We start from the raw sequence: 18,470 nt of genomic DNA, 5'->3' as shown, positions 1-18,470 counted from the left end.
CATTCAGCGTCTTCAGCGCGTCAGCGTCACGAACAGATAGCCGACATACCCGGCCCCGTTCGCCAGCAGCGCCCAGATCGCGAGCCCGCGCGCACGCGCATTGACACGCAGCCAGACCGCCGCCGCGAGCGTGATGACCACGCCGGTCAGCACTTCGGGGCGCGGCTCCCACGGCGTCAGCATGATGCCGATCGCCGGCAGCAGCGTGCCCTGGAACACCATCGCGCCGGTGATGTTGCCGAACGCGAGCGTGTCCTTCTTGCGGCGGATCCACAGCACGCTGTTGACCTTTTCCGGCAACTCGGTCGCGATCGGCACGATGATCAGCGACAGCAGCAGCGCGGAAATACCGAGCAGGTGCGACACGCCTTCGACGCCGTGGATGAAGCCCTTGGCCCCGCCGACGAGCAGCGCGACGCCGAGCGCGAGCTGCAGCGCGATGGTCGCGAGGTTGGTCGGCAGCCCGACGCGCGACAGGAACATCGCGTGCGGCGCCTCGGTGCCGTGCCCGGCATCGACGAGCCGGGTCGACGCGCGGAACGTCATCACGACGTACATCACGTAGACGCCGACCAGCATCGCGGCGAGCAGCGCGCGGACCGCCCACACGTGATGCGGGACGAACATCGCGACGGTGGCGAGCGCGAATGCGGCGATGAAGTAGTTCAGGTCGCGCACGAAGCCGGTCCGCTCGGGCGCGATCGTGCCGGTCAGTCCGCGCGAGCGGATCACGGCGAGCGTCATCAGGAAGGTCGTCAGCGTCGCGAGCATCAGCGGCGCGCCCAGAATCGCGCCGACGCCGATCTCCTCGTTGACCGCCGCGTTCGACGTGCCGCCCGCGAGCGCGAGCAGCGGCACCATCGTTTCGGGCAGCGCGGTGCCGACGGCGGCGAACAGCGAACCGGTCACGCCTTCGGAAATCTTCAGCCGTTCGCCGAGATGTTCGAGCGCATTCGTGAAGAGTTCGGCCGCGACCAGGATGACGATCAGCATGAACGCCAGTTCGACGAGCATCAAGGTCATGCGGCACCTCCGCAGGCAGGCAGGCGGGCAGTGGCGAAACGCGAGAGGGAAGCCAGGAGGAACATGGGGACTCCGTGGTCGGACGTGGACGAACCATGACGCATCTGCCGACGTCCGACCAGGAACGACGCGATGCGTCGATGGTCTCGCCAGACCGATACGGCCGAATACGCCACGGCCGCAGGCCGAGTGTGTTGACGCATTCGCTTTCCGGGGATGGAAAGCAGGCTACTCCCCAAAGACGAAGGGCAGTCTAGCCGAGCCGGCCGCTTTCGGCAAGCGTGTGCGGTCATGCCGCTTCATTCGGGATGGTAAGCCGCCTTCCGACGGACGCACATGCAAATCCAGGAAGCAATCGGTGTGCGCGCGCGGCGGCGTCACGCGCGTGTCACGCAGCGCCGGCCGGGAAATACAGCGCGAACGTCGTGCGTCCGCCCTGGCTCACGACCTCGACCTTGCCGCGGTGCAGTTCGACGATCGACTTGACGATCGCGAGCCCGAGCCCCGCGTTGCGCGCCGCGCCGTGCCGCGACGAATCGATCCGGTAGAAGCGCTCGAAGATCCGCTCGATCTGTTCGGGCGGAATCGCCACGCCGCGGTTCGTGACTTCGACCACCGCGAAACCGGGCCGGGTCGAGACGGCCAGCTCGATCGTCGACCCGGCTTCCGCGTGTTCGAGCGCGTTCGACGCGAGGTTGCTGACGGCGCGGCGGAACAGCGTCGCGTCCGCGACGACCGGCGCTTCGCCGCGCACGTCGAGCCGCACGCCGGCCTCGTCGGCCAGCGCCTGGAAATACGACGCGAGCCGGCGCAGTTCGTTGCCGGCGTCGAGTTCGGCGGTCTTCAGGTGCTGCCGCGCGTTGTCCGTGCGCGCGAGAAACAGCATGTTCTCGATCATCCGCTGTAGCCGTTCGCATTCCTCGATGTTCGAATCGATCAGCGCTTCGTATTCCTCGGTGGTACGGGCGCGCGACAGCGTGACCTGCGACGCGCTGATCACGTTCGCGAGCGGCGTGCGCATGTCGTGCGCGAGGTCGGACGAGAACTGCGACAGCCGCACGAACGCGCGCTCGAGCCGGTCGAGCATCCGGTTGACCGAGGTGGCGAGCTCGCGCAACTCGACCGGGCCGCCGCGTGCGTCGAGACGCGCGTTGAGGTTGTGCGCCTCGATGCGCGACGTCTGCCGGCCGAGGCTCTCGACCGGACGCAGGCCGCGGGACGCGACCGCGTAGCCGAGCGCGCCGACCAGCAGCGCGCCGAGCGCGGCCGCGAGCCAGATGTCGACGCGATAGCTTTCGAGCAGCGACTGGCGATCGGCCGCCGTGCGCGCCACCGCGACCTGGACGGTTTCGCCCGACGGCAGCGTGGCGCGTGCACGCACGCAGCGCGACGGGCCGATGCCGGGCGGCGCGCAGCTGAACGGGCTGGCCGCCGCGCCCGGGGCGCCGGCCGGCTGCGGCCGCGCGATCACCGACGCGAGCGTGTGGCCGGCTGCGTCGGTGTGTTCGACGAGCGGGCGGTTCGCGCCGTCGTAGATGCCGAGATAGACGCCCGGATGCGACAGCAGCACTTCATGGAAGACGGCCGGGTCGGCGCGCAGGGCGGCGGTCGAGCCGCTGGCCCGCGCGAGCTGCAGGAACTGGTCGAGCTTGCCGGCGATCTCGATGTCGTCGCGCCGGGTCAATTCGGCGGACAGCGAGCGATACAGGTACGCGCCGGTCAGCGCGAACACGAGCGCGGCCACGGCCGCGAACGCGAGCGTCAGGCGCCGGAGCAGCGAATAAGGTGCGGGGCCGACGGTCACGCGCGATCCTCGAGCACGTAGCCCATGCCGCGGATCGTGTGGATCAGCTTCTTCTCGTACGCGTTGTCGATTTTCGCGCGCAGGCGCTTGATCGCCGCATCGACGACGTTCGTGTCGCTGTCGAAATTCATGTCCCAGATCTGCGACGTGATGAAGGTGCGCGTCAGCACCTCGCCCTCGCGTTCCGCGAGCAGCTGCAGCAGCGCGAATTCCTGCGCGGTCAGGTCGATGCGGGTGTCGGCGCGCCGCACGCGGCGCTTGATCAGGTCGACTTCCAGATCGGCGACCTGCAGGATCTCGCGCGCATTGCGCGGCGCACGGCGCAGCAGCGAGCGGATGCGGGCGAGGAACTCCGCATACGCGAATGGCTTGAGCAGGTAATCGTCGGCGCCCAGTTCGAGCCCCGTGACCTTGTCCTCGATCGCCTCCCGGGCCGTCAGCAGCAGCACCGGCGTCTGCTTCTGCGCGCGCAGGCGCCGAAGCACCTCGAAGCCGTCCAGTTCCGGCAGCATCACGTCGAGCACGACGAGATCGAAATCCTCGTGCAGCGCGAGGAACAGCCCGTCCTGGCCGTTCTCGGCGAGGTCGACGGTGTAGCTCGCCTCCGTCAGCCCCTTGCGGAGGTACGACGCCATCTTGGGTTCGTCTTCGACTATCAGTATCCGCATGGTGGTGCAGGCCGTGGGTGATTCCGGCCGGTCAGTGTAACGCGTGAGCTTACGGCGCCGCGCGTGCGCGAAAGATGACCGGAGGATGACGGAATTGTCATCCGGCGCGCGTGCGATGCCATGCCGCCCTTCATGAAAATCCGGTCATGTTTCGGCCATGTCGTCGTCACGCCGGCGGCGATAAGCTGCGGCCGTCTTGTGTCCGGAGCGCGCCGTCGCGGTGCCGCTCCCTTTCATCCGGTCATTGTCTGCCTGATTCCGCATCCATGTCGTACTGGCGCAAATTCATCCTCGTCGTGCTGCTGGCGCTGTGCGTGCCGATCCAGTCGTTCGCGGCCGGGTCGATGCAGTGCGCGGGCACGATCGCTGCGGTGCCGCATGCGGAGGATGGGGCGAGCGCCGCTGCGCCCGCTGCGTCGCCTGCAATGCAGCGCATGCACGGCGAACCGCATGAGCACGACAACCACTCGCGGCATGCGACGCCTTGTTCCGCCTGCGGATCCTGCTGTTTCGGCACGGGCATGGCGGCAGTGGCTGCGGTGCCCGTTACGTCGGACATCGGTACCGCGATCGTCTCTTTCGCGCCTTCGACCGTTGTCGTGTCGTTCCTGACCGGCGGCATCGACAGGCCGCCGCGCCGGATTTCCGTCTAGTCCCTGCCCGCGGCCACCCGCCGCGATCCACACACGGTGCCGGCGAACGCACGACGTCCGCCGCACGACTCACGACTCACGACGAGAAACATCCATGCGATTGATCATTGCGGCGCTGCTTGGCGCGGCGAGCCTCGTGCCGTCGCTCGCGCCCGCGCAAACCGCCTTTTCCGATCCGGCCGATGCAGCCGCGTCGGTGCCGGACGTCACGACGACGTCCGCGTTCGACGGCTACGTGCCGTATCGCGACGACGCCGGCCCCGGCTGGAAGCAATTGAACCGGGACGTGATGGAGCGGCCCGTGAAGGCACCCACGAAGGGACCCGCGACCGGACACGCGAAGCCCGGAAACCCGGCGGGCGGCGCGGCCCATTCGACGCACGGAGGGGCCGGGCAATGACGCGATTTGCGATTTCACCGCGAATCGGCGCGACCGTGCTCGCGCTGGCATTTCTCGCCGGCTGCACGACGTTTTCGAAGGACGGCGGCTTCGACGCCGTGTCGTCCGCCGCATCGGAGCGCATCGGGAAAGACGCGGTCATCGTCAGGACCGACGCCGACCGCGAAGCCGTCGACCAGCGGACGAAGGAATTGCTCGCGAAACCGCTGTCGATGGACGACGCGGTGCAACTTGCGCTGCTGAACAATCGCGGCCTGCAGGCGTCGTATGCGGAACTCGGGCTGTCGGAGGCCGATCTCGTGCAGGCCGGCCGGCTGCCGAACCCGCGCTTCTCGTTCAGCCGCACGCGGGCCGGCGACGGCGAACTGAGTCTCGGCCGTACGTTCTCGGCCAACGTGTTCGCGCTGCTGACGCTGCCGCTCGCGACGAACATCGAACGCCGCCGCTTCGAGCAGACCAAGCTCGAAACCGCCGACGCGATGCTGAAGGTCGCGGCCGACGCGCGCCGTGCGTATGTCGAAGCCGTCGCCGCCGAACAGGTCGCGAATTATGCGCAACAGGTCCGCGACGCCGCGAGCGCGGCCGCCGAACTCGCGCAGCGCATGCGGCAGGCTGGCAATTCCAGCCGGCTCGACTACGCACGCGAACAGGCGTTCCATGCGGACGCGGTCGCGCAGCAGGCGAAGGCGCGGCAGCAGGCCGTGGCCGCGCGCGAGAAGCTCACGCGCGCGATGGGGTTGTGGGGCGAGCGCACGCGGTACACGCTGCCCGAGCGCTTGCCCGACCTGCCGAACGCACGCCCCGATCTGCCCGATCTCGAACGCTACGCGATGCACAACCGCCTCGACATCCAGGCCGCGAAGCTGCGGACGCAGGGTGTCGCGTCGTCGCTCGGGCTCAGCAAGGCGACACGCTTCGTCAACGCGGTCGATCTCGGCTACGTGAACAACTACGAAACCGACAAGGGGCACGAGCACGGCTACGAGATCAGCGTGGAGATTCCGCTGTTCGACTGGGGCGGCGCGAAGGTCGCGCGGGCCGAGGCCGTCTACATGCAGTCGGCGAACCGGCTCGCGCAGACGGCCATCGACGCGCGCTCGGAAGTGCGCGAATCGTATGCGGCCTACACGACGCGCTACGACGTCGCGAAGCACTATCGCGACGAAGTCGTGCCGCTGCGCAGGACGATCTCGGACGAGTTGCTGCTGCGTTACAACGGGATGCTCGCGAGCGTGTTCGAGCTGCTGGCCGATGCGCGTGAGCAGGTCGGCGCGGTGAACGGCTACATCGATGCACTGAAGGACTACTGGCTCGCCGAAACCGATCTGCAGGCGGCCGTCGGCGGCCGGCTGCCGACTGGGCAGACAACGCAGGCAACGCAGGCAACGCAGGCAACGCAGGCGACGCAGCCAGCACAGCCAGCACAGCCAGCACAGCCAGCACAGCCAGCACAGCCAGCACAGCCAGCACAGCCAGCACAGCCAACACAGCCAACACAGCCAACACAGCCAACACAGCCAACACAGCCAACGCCGCGCGCGGACGCTCCCGCCGCATCCACGCCCGACGCTGCGTCGCGGCCGGCTTCTTCACCCGTGGCGCAACCAGCGCCCGCAACGCATCCGGAAGGTCATTGACATGGTGTCCCGTCGACAATTTCTCAGCGGCTCGGGTGCCGCGCTGCTCGGTGCGGCGATGGTCAGCAAGGCCGGCGCGGCATCGCTGCCCGAAGCGCCCACGATGGCGAAGGCCGGCACGCAGCCGCCGCTCGTGCCGCCCAACGGCCGCCCGTACACGCCCGTCGCGACGCTGAACGGCTGGACTCTGCCGTGGCGCATGAAGAACGGCTGGAAGGAGTTCCACCTGACGGCCGAACCCGTCGTGCGCGAGATGGCGCCAGGGATGAACGCGAACCTGTGGGGCTACAACGGCCAGTCGCCGGGCCCGACGATCGAGGCCGTCGAAGGCGACAAGGTCCGCATCTTCGTGACGAACCGCTTGCCCGAGCACACGACGATCCACTGGCACGGGCTGCGGCTGCCCAACGGCATGGACGGCGTCGGCGGCCTCACGCAGCCGCATATCCCGCCCGGCAAGACCTTCGTTTACGAGTTCCAGCTGGAGGCGCACGGCACGTTCATGTATCACCCGCACGCCGACGAGATGGTGCAGATGGCGATGGGGATGATGGGCATGTTCATCGTGCATCCGAAGGATCGCGCGACGATGCCGGTCGATCGCGACTTCGTCTTTCTGCTCGCCGCGTACGACATCGATCCGGGCAGCTACACGCCGCGCGTGAACGAGATGACGGACTTCAACATGTGGACGTTCAACTCGCGCGTGTTCCCGGGCATCGACCCGCTGCCGGTGCGGGCGGGCGATCGCGTGCGGATTCGTTTCGGCAACCTGACGATGACGAACCATCCGATCCACCTGCACGGCTACAGCTTCGAGGTGGCCGGCACCGACGGCGGCTGGATTCCGCCGGCGGCGCGCTGGCCGGAGGTGACGGCCGACGTCGCGGTCGGCCAGATGCGCGCGATCGAGTTCACCGCCGATCGTCCGGGCGACTGGGCGTTCCATTGCCACAAGTCGCATCACACGATGAACGCGATGGGTCACCAGGTGCCGAACCTGATCGGCGTGCCGCAGAAGGATCTCGCGCAGAAGATCGGCAAGCTCGTGCCCGACTACATGGCGATGGGCAGCACCGGCGGCGCGATGGGCGGCATGGAGATGCCGCTGCCCGACAACACGCTGCCGATGATGACGGGCACCGGCCCGTTCGGGCCGCTGGAGATGGGCGGCATGTTCACGGTCTGCAAGGTGCGGCAGGGGCTCGGCCGCAACGACTATCGCGATCCGGGCTGGTTCCGGCATCCGAAGGGCACCGTCGCGTACGAGTACACCGGCGAATTGCCGGACGGTTGAGCGGCAGGCAGCATGCGGCGGCCGTAACGATGCGGCCGCCGGTTTTCGTTTCATTCACTCAGGAGCACGCACGATGAAGAAGGGACTGGTTTCGATTGCAACGGGTTGCATGCTGGCGTTTTCCGCCGCGTCGTACGCGGCTGGCGACATGGCCGGCATGGACATGAGCGGCGGCGCGATGCAGGGCGGCGACGCGAAGCGCGAGATGTCGCACGGCGAGATCCGCAAGGTCGACGCGGCGGCGGGGAAGCTGACGATCAAGCACGGCCCGCTGGAGAACCTCGGGATGGATGCGATGACGATGGTGTTCAAGGTCAAGGATCCGGCGATGCTGTCGCAGGTGAAGGTGGGCGACAAGGTCGACTTCGTCGCCGAGGACGTGAGCGGCGCGCTGACCGTCGTCGAGCTGAAGAAACCGTGATGACGGGGATGACCATGAAGATCATCACTCTCGGGCGGCTGGCCGCCCTCGCCGCGGCCGGCGCGATCGCCGCCGCCGTGCCGGCCGCGGCATTCGCGCACGGCAAGCTGGAAAGCGCCGCGCCGGCGACGGGCAGCACGGTCGATACCGCGCCCGACACGTTGCGGCTGGCGTTCAACGAAGATCTCGAACAGGCGTTCAGCTCGGTGAAGGTGTCGGACGCGAGCGGCAACGCCGTCGCGCACGAGAAGGCGAAAGTCGATGCGTCGAATCCGCGCGTGATGACCGTCGCGATCCCGAAGCTCGCGCCCGGCGCGTACACGGTGCAGTGGGTGGCGATGACGGCCGACGCGCATCGCACCAAGGGCACCTACACGTTCAGGGTGAAGGGGTGAACGAGGGCTTCGTCGGCCTCCTGAGGCTCGTGTCGGTGGCGATCCAGAACACCGGATTCGCCGTCGTCGTCGGCGCGCTGCTCGGCAGCCACTGGCTCGCGCGCGGCGAGTCGGCGTGGCAGCACGGCATCGCGCGGCGTCTCGTCGCGACGCTGCGCATCGCGTCCGCGGTGTCGCTGCTCGCGAGCACCACCGCGTTCTGGGCGCACTGCGCGCTGATGAGCGACGTGTCGATGCTGGACGCCGGGCCGGCCGTCCGCTCGATGCTCGCCGGCACCGGCTTCGGCCGCGCGTGGCTGGCCAGTGCGGTGTTCACGGCGGTCGTCGTGCTTCTGTCATTGATTCGGGATGCGAAAGACACGCGCTTTCCGTTCGCGATGTGGGCCGCGCTCGCGGGCATCGCACTCTCGCGCAGCAACGGCGGGCATCCGGTCGACGCGGGGCTGTTCAGCGTGCCGGTGTGGGTCGACTGGCTGCATCTGCTGGCGATCAGCGCATGGGTCGGGCTCGTGTTCGTGACTGCGTTCGACGTGATGCCGCGTCTGGCCGGCATGCCCGCGAGCGAACGCGCGACCGGCGCTTCGTTCGTGCAGTCGCTGTCCGATGCGTCGACGTATGCGTTGATCGTGCTGTTCGCGACCGGCGCGTACAACGGCTGGCGCGGTGTCGATACGCCCGCGAACCTGCTTGCGTCGACGTACGGACAGATCCTGCTGTTCAAGCTCGCGCTCGTGCTGATCGCGGCGGCGCTCGGCGGGCACAACCGGTTCTTCGAGATGCCGAAGCTGCTGGCGGCGCTGAAGGACCCGGACGCTGCGACGCCGGCCGGGCTGTTGCGCCGGTTCGGCGCGGTGCTGCGGATCGAGGCGGTCGTGCTGGCCGGCGTGCTGATGGTGGCTGCCGTGCTCGTGTCGAGCGCGTTGCCGGGGACGGTTTAGCTCCACGGCCGGCGGGGCGAAGCCGGCATCGGGAAATCGTCGCAACAGGGGACGGGATTCATCAGGCGATTTCCCGCTTTCCGACCGCGGGCGCGCGGTCGATCGCCATCGCGCAGCGGTGTCGAAGATTACGTTCATCTGTCTTCCGGTTACTAACAACTGTCATCGAGCGCCGCTAAGCTTTCGCTATCCTCACAACCGGGATTCCCCGTCATGCGCTCGACAATCCGCCTGTTTGCCCCGCTATTGCTGCTTCCCACGCTTGCCGCACCGGTCTTCGCCGCCACTGCCGCCCCCGTCAGCCCGAACTGCGGCGGCAGCACGACGCCGATCGCCGACATCCAGGGGCCGGGCGCGCCGTCGCCGCTGGCTGGCCAGAACGTGTCGATCGAAGCGGTCGTCACCGCCGATTTCGGCGGCACGGACGGCTTCGGCGGCTTCTTCGTCCAGCAGGCCGACGCGCAGCGCCGCAACCAGCCGGGCGTGTCCGAAGGCCTGTTCGTCTATGCGCCGAAAGCGCGCGCGAAGGCCGGCGATCTCGTGCACGTGAGCGGCAAGGTCGAGGAAAAATACGGGCAGACGCAGCTGACGCTGTCGGGCGCGATCGCGGTGTGCGCGAACGGCCAGACGGTCACGCCCGCGACGCTCACGCTGCCGGTCGACAACCCGAACGCGTTCGCCGCGTACGAAGGGATGCGCGTGCGCCTGCCGCAGACGCTCACCGTCACCGACAACTACGAGCTCGGCCGCTACGGCAGCGTGATGCTGAGCAACGGCCGCCTGCACACGCCGACGAGCGTGGTGCCGCCGTCGCAGGCGCAGACGCAGATCGATGCGAACGCACGCAACCGGCTGATCCTCGACGACGGCTCGAACAAGCAGAACCCGGCGACCGTGCCGTATCCGGCGCCCGAACTGTCGGCCGCCAACACGCTGCGCTCGGGCTACACCGTGCGCGACGTCGAAGGCGTGCTCGAGGTGCGTTATGGCGCATGGCGCGTGCAGCCGCTGCCCGGCGCGGCCGCGCCGACGTTCGACACGCGTTCGAACCCGCGCGCCAACGCCCCGGCGCGCGATCCGAAATCGAACCTGCGCGTCGCGTCGTTCAACGTCCTCAACTACTTCAACGGCAACGGTCTCGGCGGCGGCTTCGACGATCCGAACAACCGCGGCGCGAAGAGCTATCCGGAATTCCAGCGCCAGGAAGCGAAGATCGTCAGCGCGCTGAAGGCGCTCGACGCCGACGTGATCGGCCTGATGGAAATCCAGAACAACGGTTACGGCGAACTGAGCGCGGTGCGCCAGCTCGCGGCGAAGCTCGGCAGCCACTGGCGCGTGGTCGACCCGGGCACGTCGCGCCTCGGCGGCGACGCCATCGCGGTCGCGATGATCTACGACAGCCGCACGGTCGAACCCGTCGGCCGCGCGTCGACGCTCGCGATCGACGACAAGAACCGCCAGCCGCTCGCGCAGTCGTTCCGCCGGATCGGCGGCAAGCAGGCGCTGACGATCGCGGTCAACCATCTGAAGTCGAAGAACTGCCCGGACGCGGCGAACGACGATCTCGACCAGGGCGACGGCCAGGGCTGCTGGAACCCGACGCGCACGCGTGCGGCCGCGAAGCTGGCCGACTGGCTCGCCGGCACGCCGACGGGCGTCGCGGGGCAGGGCACGCTGCTGATCGGCGACTTCAACAGCTACACGTACGAAGACCCGATCCGCCTGCTCGAATCGCGCGGCTACCGCAACCTCGTGTCGCGCTGGATCGGCGCCAATGCGTACAGCTACGTGTACAACGGCGAAGCCGGCTACCTCGATCACGCGCTCGCGTCGCTGCCGCTCGCATCGCACGTGAAGGCCGTGCACGAATGGCACATCAACGCGGACGAGCCGCTCGCGCTGCAGTACACGCTCGCGTACAAGTCGGCCGAGCAGCAGAAGACCTTCTACGCGCCGGATGCGTATCGTTCGTCGGACCACGATCCGGTGCTGATCGATATCGCGCTGCCGGGCGGCGGGCGCTGATCTCCTCCACGTCGAACCTCTGAAGTACGGCGTGCGGCGCTGCCGCACGTCGTCGCTTGAGTCGGCGGCGGCGCGCAAGTCATGTCATGCGCTGTCGCTCGCTCACCGGTCTCTCTCTCCTCCACGCATGACGTGCCCGATTCTCGATCGCCGCAATCCGATCCGGAATGCGTGGCGCGAATGATCGCTTCATCGTTGCGAATACCCGCGTATTACGCATCAATGCCGTTCAGTGCATCCGATGGTTTAATTCCGATATCGGGTAAATAATTCCTCAGTGCGTCGTGTAAACAGTCGGAATCGGTATTTTGTGGATGATGTCGGGCTTTATTCAACGATTCGCTCTAATCGGATTCGAATAATTAAAATGAAAGAAAAATCCTGTCGATTTGAAGGGCCTTTGCGCGCGATTCCAATACTCGCCAAGCGCTACGAGATCTACGCAAAACGGACGGCATTTCAGGAAAAATGATTCACGCAACGTGTCCAGTTCGAACAATCGTTTTTCTTTCAAATACCAGACACTGACCGCCGTTCGCATCATAAGAGATTTTTTAATATCGGAATGATCTTTGACAACGCGGCGCAGCACCGCCTATTTTTGTCATGTCGTAAATATTGGTAATACGATAAGTCGTCGAAACTGCCAGGGGGGCGGCGTTCCCGCATCATTCTCCGCCAGCAGTTTGCTGTGTCTGTATCAAGTTCAGTCTCTCGAAGAAGTCCATTCCCCAACCGCCGTCTGCCGACCGTGCAACGCGAGTGGCGGGTATGCCTGCGCGTTTTTCGCCGGCGATGGCGGCCTGTGTGAAGCGGTATCCGACCCAACACAAGGATCGAGGCATGAAACCAGACAGGAGCATTACCGGCAGCCGCCGCGCACGTCGCGGCCGGCTGGCCGGGCTAGGCGCATTGACCGTCATGACCATGGTGCTCGCGGGCTGCGGCGGCGACGATTCGTCGTCGGTCGGCGCATCGAGCCTCGCGCAGGCCACCGCCAGCCAGCAGGCCGGCGCGCAACAGGCGGCCGGCAGCCAGACGCCGGCGGCGAACCAGCCTTACGTCGACCCCGTCGCCTATTCGATGAACGCGACCGACGGCCTCGCGGCCGCGCAGGTCTCGGAGAAGGCGGCGGTGATGCATTACCAGTGGCAATCCGGCGGCACGACGGTCAGCTACACGACGACCACCGGCCACCTGACCGCGCAGGACGCGAACGGCAACGCGGAAGCGTCGATGTCGTACGTCGCGTACACGGTGCCGAGCACGAACGGCAAGCCGCGCCCCGTCACGTTCGTCTACAACGGCGGCCCGGGCTCGTCGTCGATCTGGCTGCGGCTCGGCTCGTTCGCGCCGACGCGCGTCGCGACGCCCGATCCGCTGTTCGGCAGCAACTGGCCGAACTATCCGCTCGTCGACAACGCGGAAAGCCTGATCGACACGACCGACCTCGTGTTCATCGACCCGCCGGGCACCGGGCTGTCGGAAGCCGTGCTGCCGAACACCAACCAGAAGTACTGGGGTTCGGATGCGGACGTCAACATCATGCGCGACTTCATCCAGCGCTACCTGAACGTCAACAACCGCGGCACGTCGCCGATCTACCTGTACGGCGAATCGTACGGCACGCCGCGTACCGACATGCTCGCGCTGGCGCTCGAATCGGCCGGCGTGCATCTGACGGGAATCGTGCTGCAGTCGGCGATCCTGAACTACTTCGCCGATGCGGTGGAAGCGGTCGCGATCACGCAGTCGACCGAGGGGCTGCTGCTCGAGACCGATACCGTGGCCGGCTACCTGCCCGGCTATGCGGCGGTCGCGGCGTACTTCAACCAGGTGTCGCCGGCGCCGGTCAATCCCTATCTGTATGCACTGCAGACCGAGTTGTTCACGACGCTGATCTACAACCAGCTGCAGCAGTACTCGCAGTCGTGGGTGCTGAGCCAGCTCGGCATTCCGGACGCGCTCGGCACGCCGGTGTTCCCGAGCGATGCGACGCTGACGCTGTGGTCGTTGCCGTCGAGCCTCACGCAGCACGCGTTGCGCGACTACTTCAACGCGAATCCGTTCGGCACGAACCTGGTGCCCGGCACGACGATCGGCCGCTACGACGGACGCGTGTCGTTGCCGAACGCCGACCCGCGGCTGCAAACGGACGGCGATCCGTCGGACATCCTGATCTCGCAGCCGTTCACCAACGCGCTCGCGACGCAGATGCCCGACTACCTCGGCTACACCGCGCCGAACGCGACCTACCTGCCGCTGAACGACAACATCATCCAGGTGTGGGACTTCTCGCATGACGGCCAGCCGATGCCCGACACGATCCCCGATCTGCTCGGCGCGCTGCAGCTCAATCCGAAGCTCCGGGTGCTCGCGGAGAACGGCCTCCACGATCTGGCGACGCCGTTCTTCAACACCGAGAAGCAACTCGCGCGGCTGCAGACGGTGAAGGGGCTGAACCCGAAGCTGCAGGTGAACTTCTTCCAGGGCGGGCACATGACGTATCTGGATGACGTGGCCCGTCCGCAGATGAAGCGCGACCTGAAGCTCTTCTATCAGGGCCGGCGGATTCCGACCGCGCTGACGCTGCACACGCTGCCGCCGCCGTGGCCGGACGAGAACCCGGCCGGCACGCCGACCGGCGCCTCGCCGGGCGCGACCACCGCGACGACGCTGGCAGCGGCACCGTAAACAACGGACTCCTTGCGAAAAGGAACCCACTATTCATCCATCGAATGCGAGTGATCATGTCCCTAATCAACTTGATGCGGCGTATGTCCCCGTTGATCGTCCTCGGTGCCGTGATGAGCAGCGCCCACGCATTGCCGCCGCAGGCGGTGGCGCCGGTGAAGCTGCCGCGCGGTGGGCACGGCGTCGACGGCCCGTTCTTTCCTTCGACCCGCGTGGCACCGGTATTGCCGTCGACCGGCGCGACGCTGCAGCAGCAGGCGCAGAAGCGCGTCGATGCCCGACTCGGCGGCAACACGGTACTGAGCAACGGCGCGGCGGTGACGAAAGCGCAGGCGCAGAGCGGCGGGCTCGGGTTCGTCGCGAAGCACTTCGACGAGATCGATGCGAAACGCACCGGTCGCGTGACGATGAGCGACGTGCGGCAGTTCATCCAGCAGCGACAGGTGCAGGCGCAGCAGGAACAGCAGGAGTGACGGTGTAGCGAGGTCGCGCGCGGGAGGGCAGCCGGTGCCGTGGGGGCCGGCCGCTCGACTGCGGCGGCGGCCTGCTTTCAACCTGCCGCGGCGCACGTTCGGCCGCGGCTTTCTTCATCGAAGTTCGGTTCACGCGCGGGCAACGCGAAGCCGCGTCATGCTTCACGCGATCGACGCTCAGCCTTCCCGGTGCGCGTAGCGCCTCGCCGTCGCCGACGGCAACTCGCCGAACATCGCGCGGTAGTCCTGCGCAAAACTGCTCAGGTGCCAGAAGCCCCACTTCGTCGCGGCCGACGTCACGGACCCGCCGAGCCGCAGCTCGCGGCGAACGTGATTCAGCCGGACCGCGCGCAGGTACGCGATCGGATTCAGGTTGAGCGTGTCGTTGAACGCGTACTGCGCGGTACGCCGGCTGATGCCGAGCTGCACGCACAGTTCGGCGATCGACAGCGGGCACGTCGACGCATCCTGCAGTCGCGCCTGCACCGCGTTGACGAGCGACCAGTACTTCGTCGGCCGCGTCGCGAGGGCGTTCGCGTCCGGCGCGGGCATCGTCATTGCTTCTGAAATCGCATACAGCACGGTCCGTTCGAGCAGTTCGATCCGCGCCTGCGTCGTCACGTCCTCGATCGGCGTGCTCTTCGCGGCCGCGGCCATCGTGTGGCGCAGCAGGTCGCGCAGGCGGTCCGCGACCTGGGGCGTCATCGGGATCAGCGGCGCGAAGGTGCGCGCGCGCAGCGACGCGGCGAGCGTGCGCATCGCCTCCGTCGACAGCTTGTCGGGCTCGATCTCGACGTTCACGAGCACGTGCCGGTCGGGCGAATAGAACTCGAACACCGGCTGGCTGGAAAACACATGGAGGCTGTCGCGCCCGCTCTTCTCGCCGCACATGCGCGCATGGCCTTCGAGTTCCAGCGGCACGGCCACCGCGATGCGGTCCGACGGCACCGCGCCCTGCTGCAGGATCACCTTGTCGAGGTCTTCGACCAGGAGCCGGATGCCGCCGAGCGACACGATGGAGGACGAACCATGAAACCGGCCGCCCGAGATCTGCGTGTAGTTGAGATGCCAGCCGTCGAAGATCCGCGCCTGTTCCTCCACGTCGGTGAACGCGCAGAACGCCACCGCGCGTGCGAACGGCGGGGCGCCGGAAAAATCGCTCGGATCGGCGGACGGCGTCATCGGAGTCGGGAAGGGGCGGGCCGGATCGACGCATTGTAGCCGCTGCGCGCGCCGGTCAAAAACCCCGGCGGCCCGATTCCCGGAGAAAACCCTCGCTTGCCGAAATCCGATAGTGAAAAGCCGGCCGGCGCAATACCTTTGGCATGAACGGAACACAACGCATCGCGCCGGCGCCGGAAGCATCCCGCTTCGTTGCCGGACGAACCGAACACGGCTGCCGGCGCGGGTCCGGCGGCACTTTTCTGGAGAGACGTCGATGGAGCTTCCACGTGGCGGGTTCTGGCGGAACTGGGTCGGCAATCAGTCTTGCGTCGCCGCGCACATGGCGTCGCCGACCAGCGAGGCGGAAATCGCCGAACTGGTGCAGGCCGCGACGCGCCAGGGCAAGAACGTCCGATGCTCGGGATCGGGACATTCGTTCACGCCGATCGTCGCGACGAGCGGCCTGCTGCTGTCGCTGAAGGACTACCAGGGTATCGTCGCGGTCGACGAGCGACGCAAGCGCGTCACGGTGAAGGCCGGCACGCGGATCAATGCGGTGACGCGTCATCTGAAGGACATCGGCTTCTCGCTCGTCAACCAGGGCGACATCGATTCCCAGGCGATTGCCGGTGCGCTCGCAACCGGCACGCACGGCACGGGGACGACGCTGGGCAACCTGTCGTCGCAGGTGGTCGGGATGCGGATCGTTCGCCCCGACGGCTCGATCATGGAAGTGAGCGACCAGCAGGACCTCGATCTGCTGCACGCGACCCAGGTGAACCTCGGCCTGTTCGGCGTGGTGTCGGAGCTGACGCTGCAGGTGACCGACGCGTTCTGGCTGCACGACCGCGTGTGGCGCGAGGACTTCGAGGCGCTGATGGAACAGTACGACGACCTCGCGGCGAAGCATCGCCATTTCGGGTTCTTCTGGTGCCCGACGTCCGAAAGCCGTCACCTGTACTGCCTGCCCGATACCACGAAGGTGTCGAATTCGAAGAAGGACTACGACGTGTGCGAGATCAAGGTGATGGACATCACCGACGAGCGCACGTTCTACGAAGGCGAGCACGAGAAGATCGCGTACAGCTCCGAGGTCTACGCGATTCATTACGTCGCGAACTTCCACGAGCTCGAATACGCGGTGCCCGCCGAACACGGCAAGGAGGCGCTGCGCCGCGTGCGCGAGCTGATCCTCACGAAGCATCGCGACTGCATCTTCCCGGTCGAGTACCGCTTCACGAAGGGCGATCCGGCATGGATCAGCCCGTTCAATCATCAGGACAGCGTGACGATTTCGTGCTCGGGCGGTCCGAACGGCGTCGACTACTGGCCGTTCCTGAAGGACGTCGACGACATCCTGCGCGACTACGGCTCGCGTCCGCACTGGGGCAAGCTGCACTTCACGAACCGCGACGACGTGGACCGCTGGTTCCCGAAGGCCGAGGCGTTCCGCGAACTGCGCCGCAGCGTGGACCCTGAAGGCTATTTCCTCAACGACCATCTTCGGACGCTGTTCAGCTGAGCGGTCCGAACGAACCAGACTGGAGAACGACTCATGAATGTCAAGATCGACGGGCGCCTGGCCGGCAAGGTCGCCATCGTGAGCGGCGGCGCGGGCGGGTGCGGCGCCGCCGCATCGGAACTGTTCGCCGCGCAGGGGGCGAAGGTGGCGATCATCGACCGCGACGGCGACGCGGCCGCCACGCTCGCGTCGCGGCTGCGCGATGCCGGCTTGCAGGCGATCGGCCTCGGCGCCGACGTGTCGAAGCAGTCGGACGTGCGGAACGCAGTCGATGCGGCCTGCAAGCAGTTCGGCAACGCGGACATCCTGTTCAATCACGCGGGGACGCTGATCGTCAAACCGTTCCTCGACATCGAGGAGTCGGAATGGGACTGGCTGATGGGCGTGAACGTGAAGAGCATGTTCCTGATGACGCAGGCGGTGCTGCCGCAGATGCTGGAAAAAGGGCGCGGCAGCATCGTCTGCACGTCGTCGATCTCGGCCGTCTGCGCGACGCCCGGCGAAGTGCTGTATGACGCGACCAAGGGCGCATGCCACATGTTCGCGCGCGCGATCGCCGTCGAATACCGCGATCGCGGCATCCGCTGCAATGCGCTCGCGCCCGGGTTCATCCGCACCCCGCACGGGATGCGCGAACTGAGGGATCTGCAGGCGATGGGCGTGGACGCGACCGAAGCGGCTATCGCAGTGCAGCAAGGCCGGCTGTGCGAGCCGTCGGAAGTGGCGGCCGCCGCACTGTTCCTGGCGTCCGACGAATCGAGCTTCGTCAACGGCACCCATCTGTTCGTCGACAACTGTTTCTCCGCCGTTTAGGCCCCGATATTCGCGGGAAGCCGAAGGGCAGGCGCGAGCCCCCAGGAACGGCAGGTTCTGTCGAAGGTTCCGCAGCGATGCGGACCTTCGATTTTTTTTGCCGGTTCGCCGCGCGATGTGTCCTAGCGGATTGTCGTAATCCTTCTATCTGAACGAATTTGCGTCTGCTGGAATGGCAATGCCGAATCACCGTTCAGCCGGCGTCGCGGGGCGGCATGGTTGTCGACGTCATCGAGCGCCGGTCCGGCGCTCGACTTCGCGGGTCCGGGCAAGTCCGGCCCACCAGGGTCAATCCATCACTCTCTTTTGATCAATCATCATGTTCAATCGCACTACCAGCACCGTCGCCAACGTCGATCCGGAACTCTGGACTGCCATTCAGGACGAGAACCGCCGCCAGGAAGACCACATCGAGCTGATCGCGTCGGAAAACTACACGAGCCCGGCCGTGATGGCCGCACAGGGTTCGCAGCTCACGAACAAGTACGCGGAAGGTTATCCGGGCAAGCGCTACTACGGCGGCTGTGAGTACGTCGACGTGGT

At 66.8% G+C, this 18,470-nt stretch carries 16 protein-coding genes, 1 pseudogene and 1 riboswitch; of the genes and pseudogenes, 13 read left to right on the top strand and 4 right to left on the bottom strand.

Annotated features, from left to right (window positions below):
- Positions 1–12 precede the first annotated feature (12 nt).
- From DIE02_RS14760 to DIE02_RS14750, 3 genes are all read right to left on the bottom strand, one after another.
- The gene (locus tag DIE02_RS14760; RefSeq protein ID WP_044848313.1) at positions 13–1,023 is read right to left on the bottom strand and encodes a sodium:calcium antiporter; all 1,011 of its coding nucleotides are present in this window, start codon (positions 1,021–1,023) and stop codon (positions 13–15) included.
- A 73-nt stretch (positions 1,024–1,096) separates the two neighbouring features.
- Positions 1,097–1,272: riboswitch (yybP-ykoY riboswitch) on the bottom strand.
- A 139-nt stretch (positions 1,273–1,411) separates the two neighbouring features.
- Entirely contained in the window at positions 1,412–2,827 is a 1,416-nt protein-coding gene (locus tag DIE02_RS14755) for a heavy metal sensor histidine kinase (RefSeq protein WP_124487018.1), read from the bottom strand.
- Entirely contained in the window at positions 2,824–3,495 is a 672-nt protein-coding gene (locus DIE02_RS14750; protein WP_124487017.1) for a heavy metal response regulator transcription factor, read from the bottom strand. Before DIE02_RS14750 ends, DIE02_RS14755 begins: the two co-directional genes overlap by 4 nt.
- Positions 3,496–3,761: 266 nt before the next feature.
- On the opposite strand from DIE02_RS14750, the gene DIE02_RS14745 reads away from it, so the two are divergent.
- From DIE02_RS14745 to DIE02_RS14695, 10 genes are all read left to right on the top strand, one after another.
- Complete coding sequence (locus DIE02_RS14745; RefSeq protein ID WP_124487016.1) at positions 3,762–4,148, top strand: hypothetical protein; 387 nt, start codon at positions 3,762–3,764, stop codon at positions 4,146–4,148.
- A 94-nt stretch (positions 4,149–4,242) separates the two neighbouring features.
- Positions 4,243–4,548, top strand: a complete 306-nt coding sequence (locus DIE02_RS14740) for a hypothetical protein (RefSeq protein WP_124487015.1) — start codon at positions 4,243–4,245, stop codon at positions 4,546–4,548.
- On the top strand, positions 4,545–6,185 hold the full coding sequence (locus DIE02_RS14735) for a TolC family protein (RefSeq protein ID WP_124487014.1): 1,641 nt from the start codon (positions 4,545–4,547) through the stop codon (positions 6,183–6,185). The genes DIE02_RS14740 and DIE02_RS14735 overlap by 4 nt, the downstream gene beginning before the upstream one ends.
- Position 6,186: 1 nt before the next feature.
- Positions 6,187–7,482: a multicopper oxidase family protein gene (locus tag DIE02_RS14730; RefSeq protein ID WP_124487013.1), complete on the top strand. Its 1,296-nt coding sequence runs from the start codon at positions 6,187–6,189 to the stop codon at positions 7,480–7,482.
- 73 nt (positions 7,483–7,555) lie between these two features.
- Positions 7,556–7,903 carry a copper-binding protein gene (locus DIE02_RS14725; RefSeq protein ID WP_124487012.1) on the top strand — a complete coding sequence of 116 codons (348 nt, stop codon included), beginning with the start codon at positions 7,556–7,558 and terminating at the stop codon, positions 7,901–7,903.
- A 14-nt stretch (positions 7,904–7,917) separates the two neighbouring features.
- Entirely contained in the window at positions 7,918–8,298 is a 381-nt protein-coding gene (gene copC / locus DIE02_RS14720) for a copper homeostasis periplasmic binding protein CopC (RefSeq protein WP_124487011.1), read from the top strand.
- Complete coding sequence (locus DIE02_RS14715; RefSeq protein ID WP_124487010.1) at positions 8,295–9,236, top strand: copper resistance D family protein; 942 nt, start codon at positions 8,295–8,297, stop codon at positions 9,234–9,236. Before copC ends, DIE02_RS14715 begins: the two co-directional genes overlap by 4 nt.
- A 213-nt stretch (positions 9,237–9,449) precedes the next feature.
- Complete coding sequence (locus DIE02_RS14710) at positions 9,450–11,261, top strand: ExeM/NucH family extracellular endonuclease (protein WP_124487009.1); 1,812 nt, start codon at positions 9,450–9,452, stop codon at positions 11,259–11,261.
- An 843-nt stretch (positions 11,262–12,104) separates the two neighbouring features.
- Positions 12,105–13,955, top strand: a complete 1,851-nt coding sequence (locus DIE02_RS14700) for a S10 family serine carboxypeptidase-like protein (protein WP_124487007.1) — start codon at positions 12,105–12,107, stop codon at positions 13,953–13,955.
- Between the two features lie 44 nt (positions 13,956–13,999).
- Positions 14,000–14,428, top strand: coding sequence for a 2-oxoglutarate dehydrogenase (locus DIE02_RS14695; RefSeq protein ID WP_124487141.1), 429 nt, complete (start codon positions 14,000–14,002; stop codon positions 14,426–14,428).
- 177 nt (positions 14,429–14,605) lie between these two features.
- Here the strand turns inward: DIE02_RS14695 and DIE02_RS14690 are convergent, their stop codons facing one another.
- On the bottom strand, positions 14,606–15,610 hold the full coding sequence (locus DIE02_RS14690) for a helix-turn-helix domain-containing protein (RefSeq protein ID WP_124520788.1): 1,005 nt from the start codon (positions 15,608–15,610) through the stop codon (positions 14,606–14,608).
- A gap of 256 nt (positions 15,611–15,866) precedes the next feature.
- Between DIE02_RS14690 and DIE02_RS14685 the strand changes: the two genes are divergently transcribed.
- From DIE02_RS14685 to glyA, 3 genes and pseudogenes are all read left to right on the top strand, one after another.
- The gene (locus DIE02_RS14685) at positions 15,867–17,114 is read left to right on the top strand and encodes a D-arabinono-1,4-lactone oxidase (protein ID WP_124487005.1); all 1,248 of its coding nucleotides are present in this window, start codon (positions 15,867–15,869) and stop codon (positions 17,112–17,114) included.
- A gap of 33 nt (positions 17,115–17,147) precedes the next feature.
- Positions 17,148–17,927, top strand: a complete 780-nt coding sequence (locus DIE02_RS14680; RefSeq protein WP_124487004.1) for an SDR family NAD(P)-dependent oxidoreductase — start codon at positions 17,148–17,150, stop codon at positions 17,925–17,927.
- Positions 17,928–18,246: 319 nt separating this feature from the next.
- Positions 18,247–18,470 (top strand): annotated as a pseudogene (glyA, locus tag DIE02_RS14675) (serine hydroxymethyltransferase); the annotation flags it as partial.

This window comes from Burkholderia sp. Bp8991, from assembly GCF_003853795.1.
GTDB lineage: Bacteria > Pseudomonadota > Gammaproteobacteria > Burkholderiales > Burkholderiaceae > Burkholderia.
The sequence above is the reverse complement of the archived record's forward strand: the minus strand, read 5'-3'. Positions and strand labels throughout refer to the sequence as shown.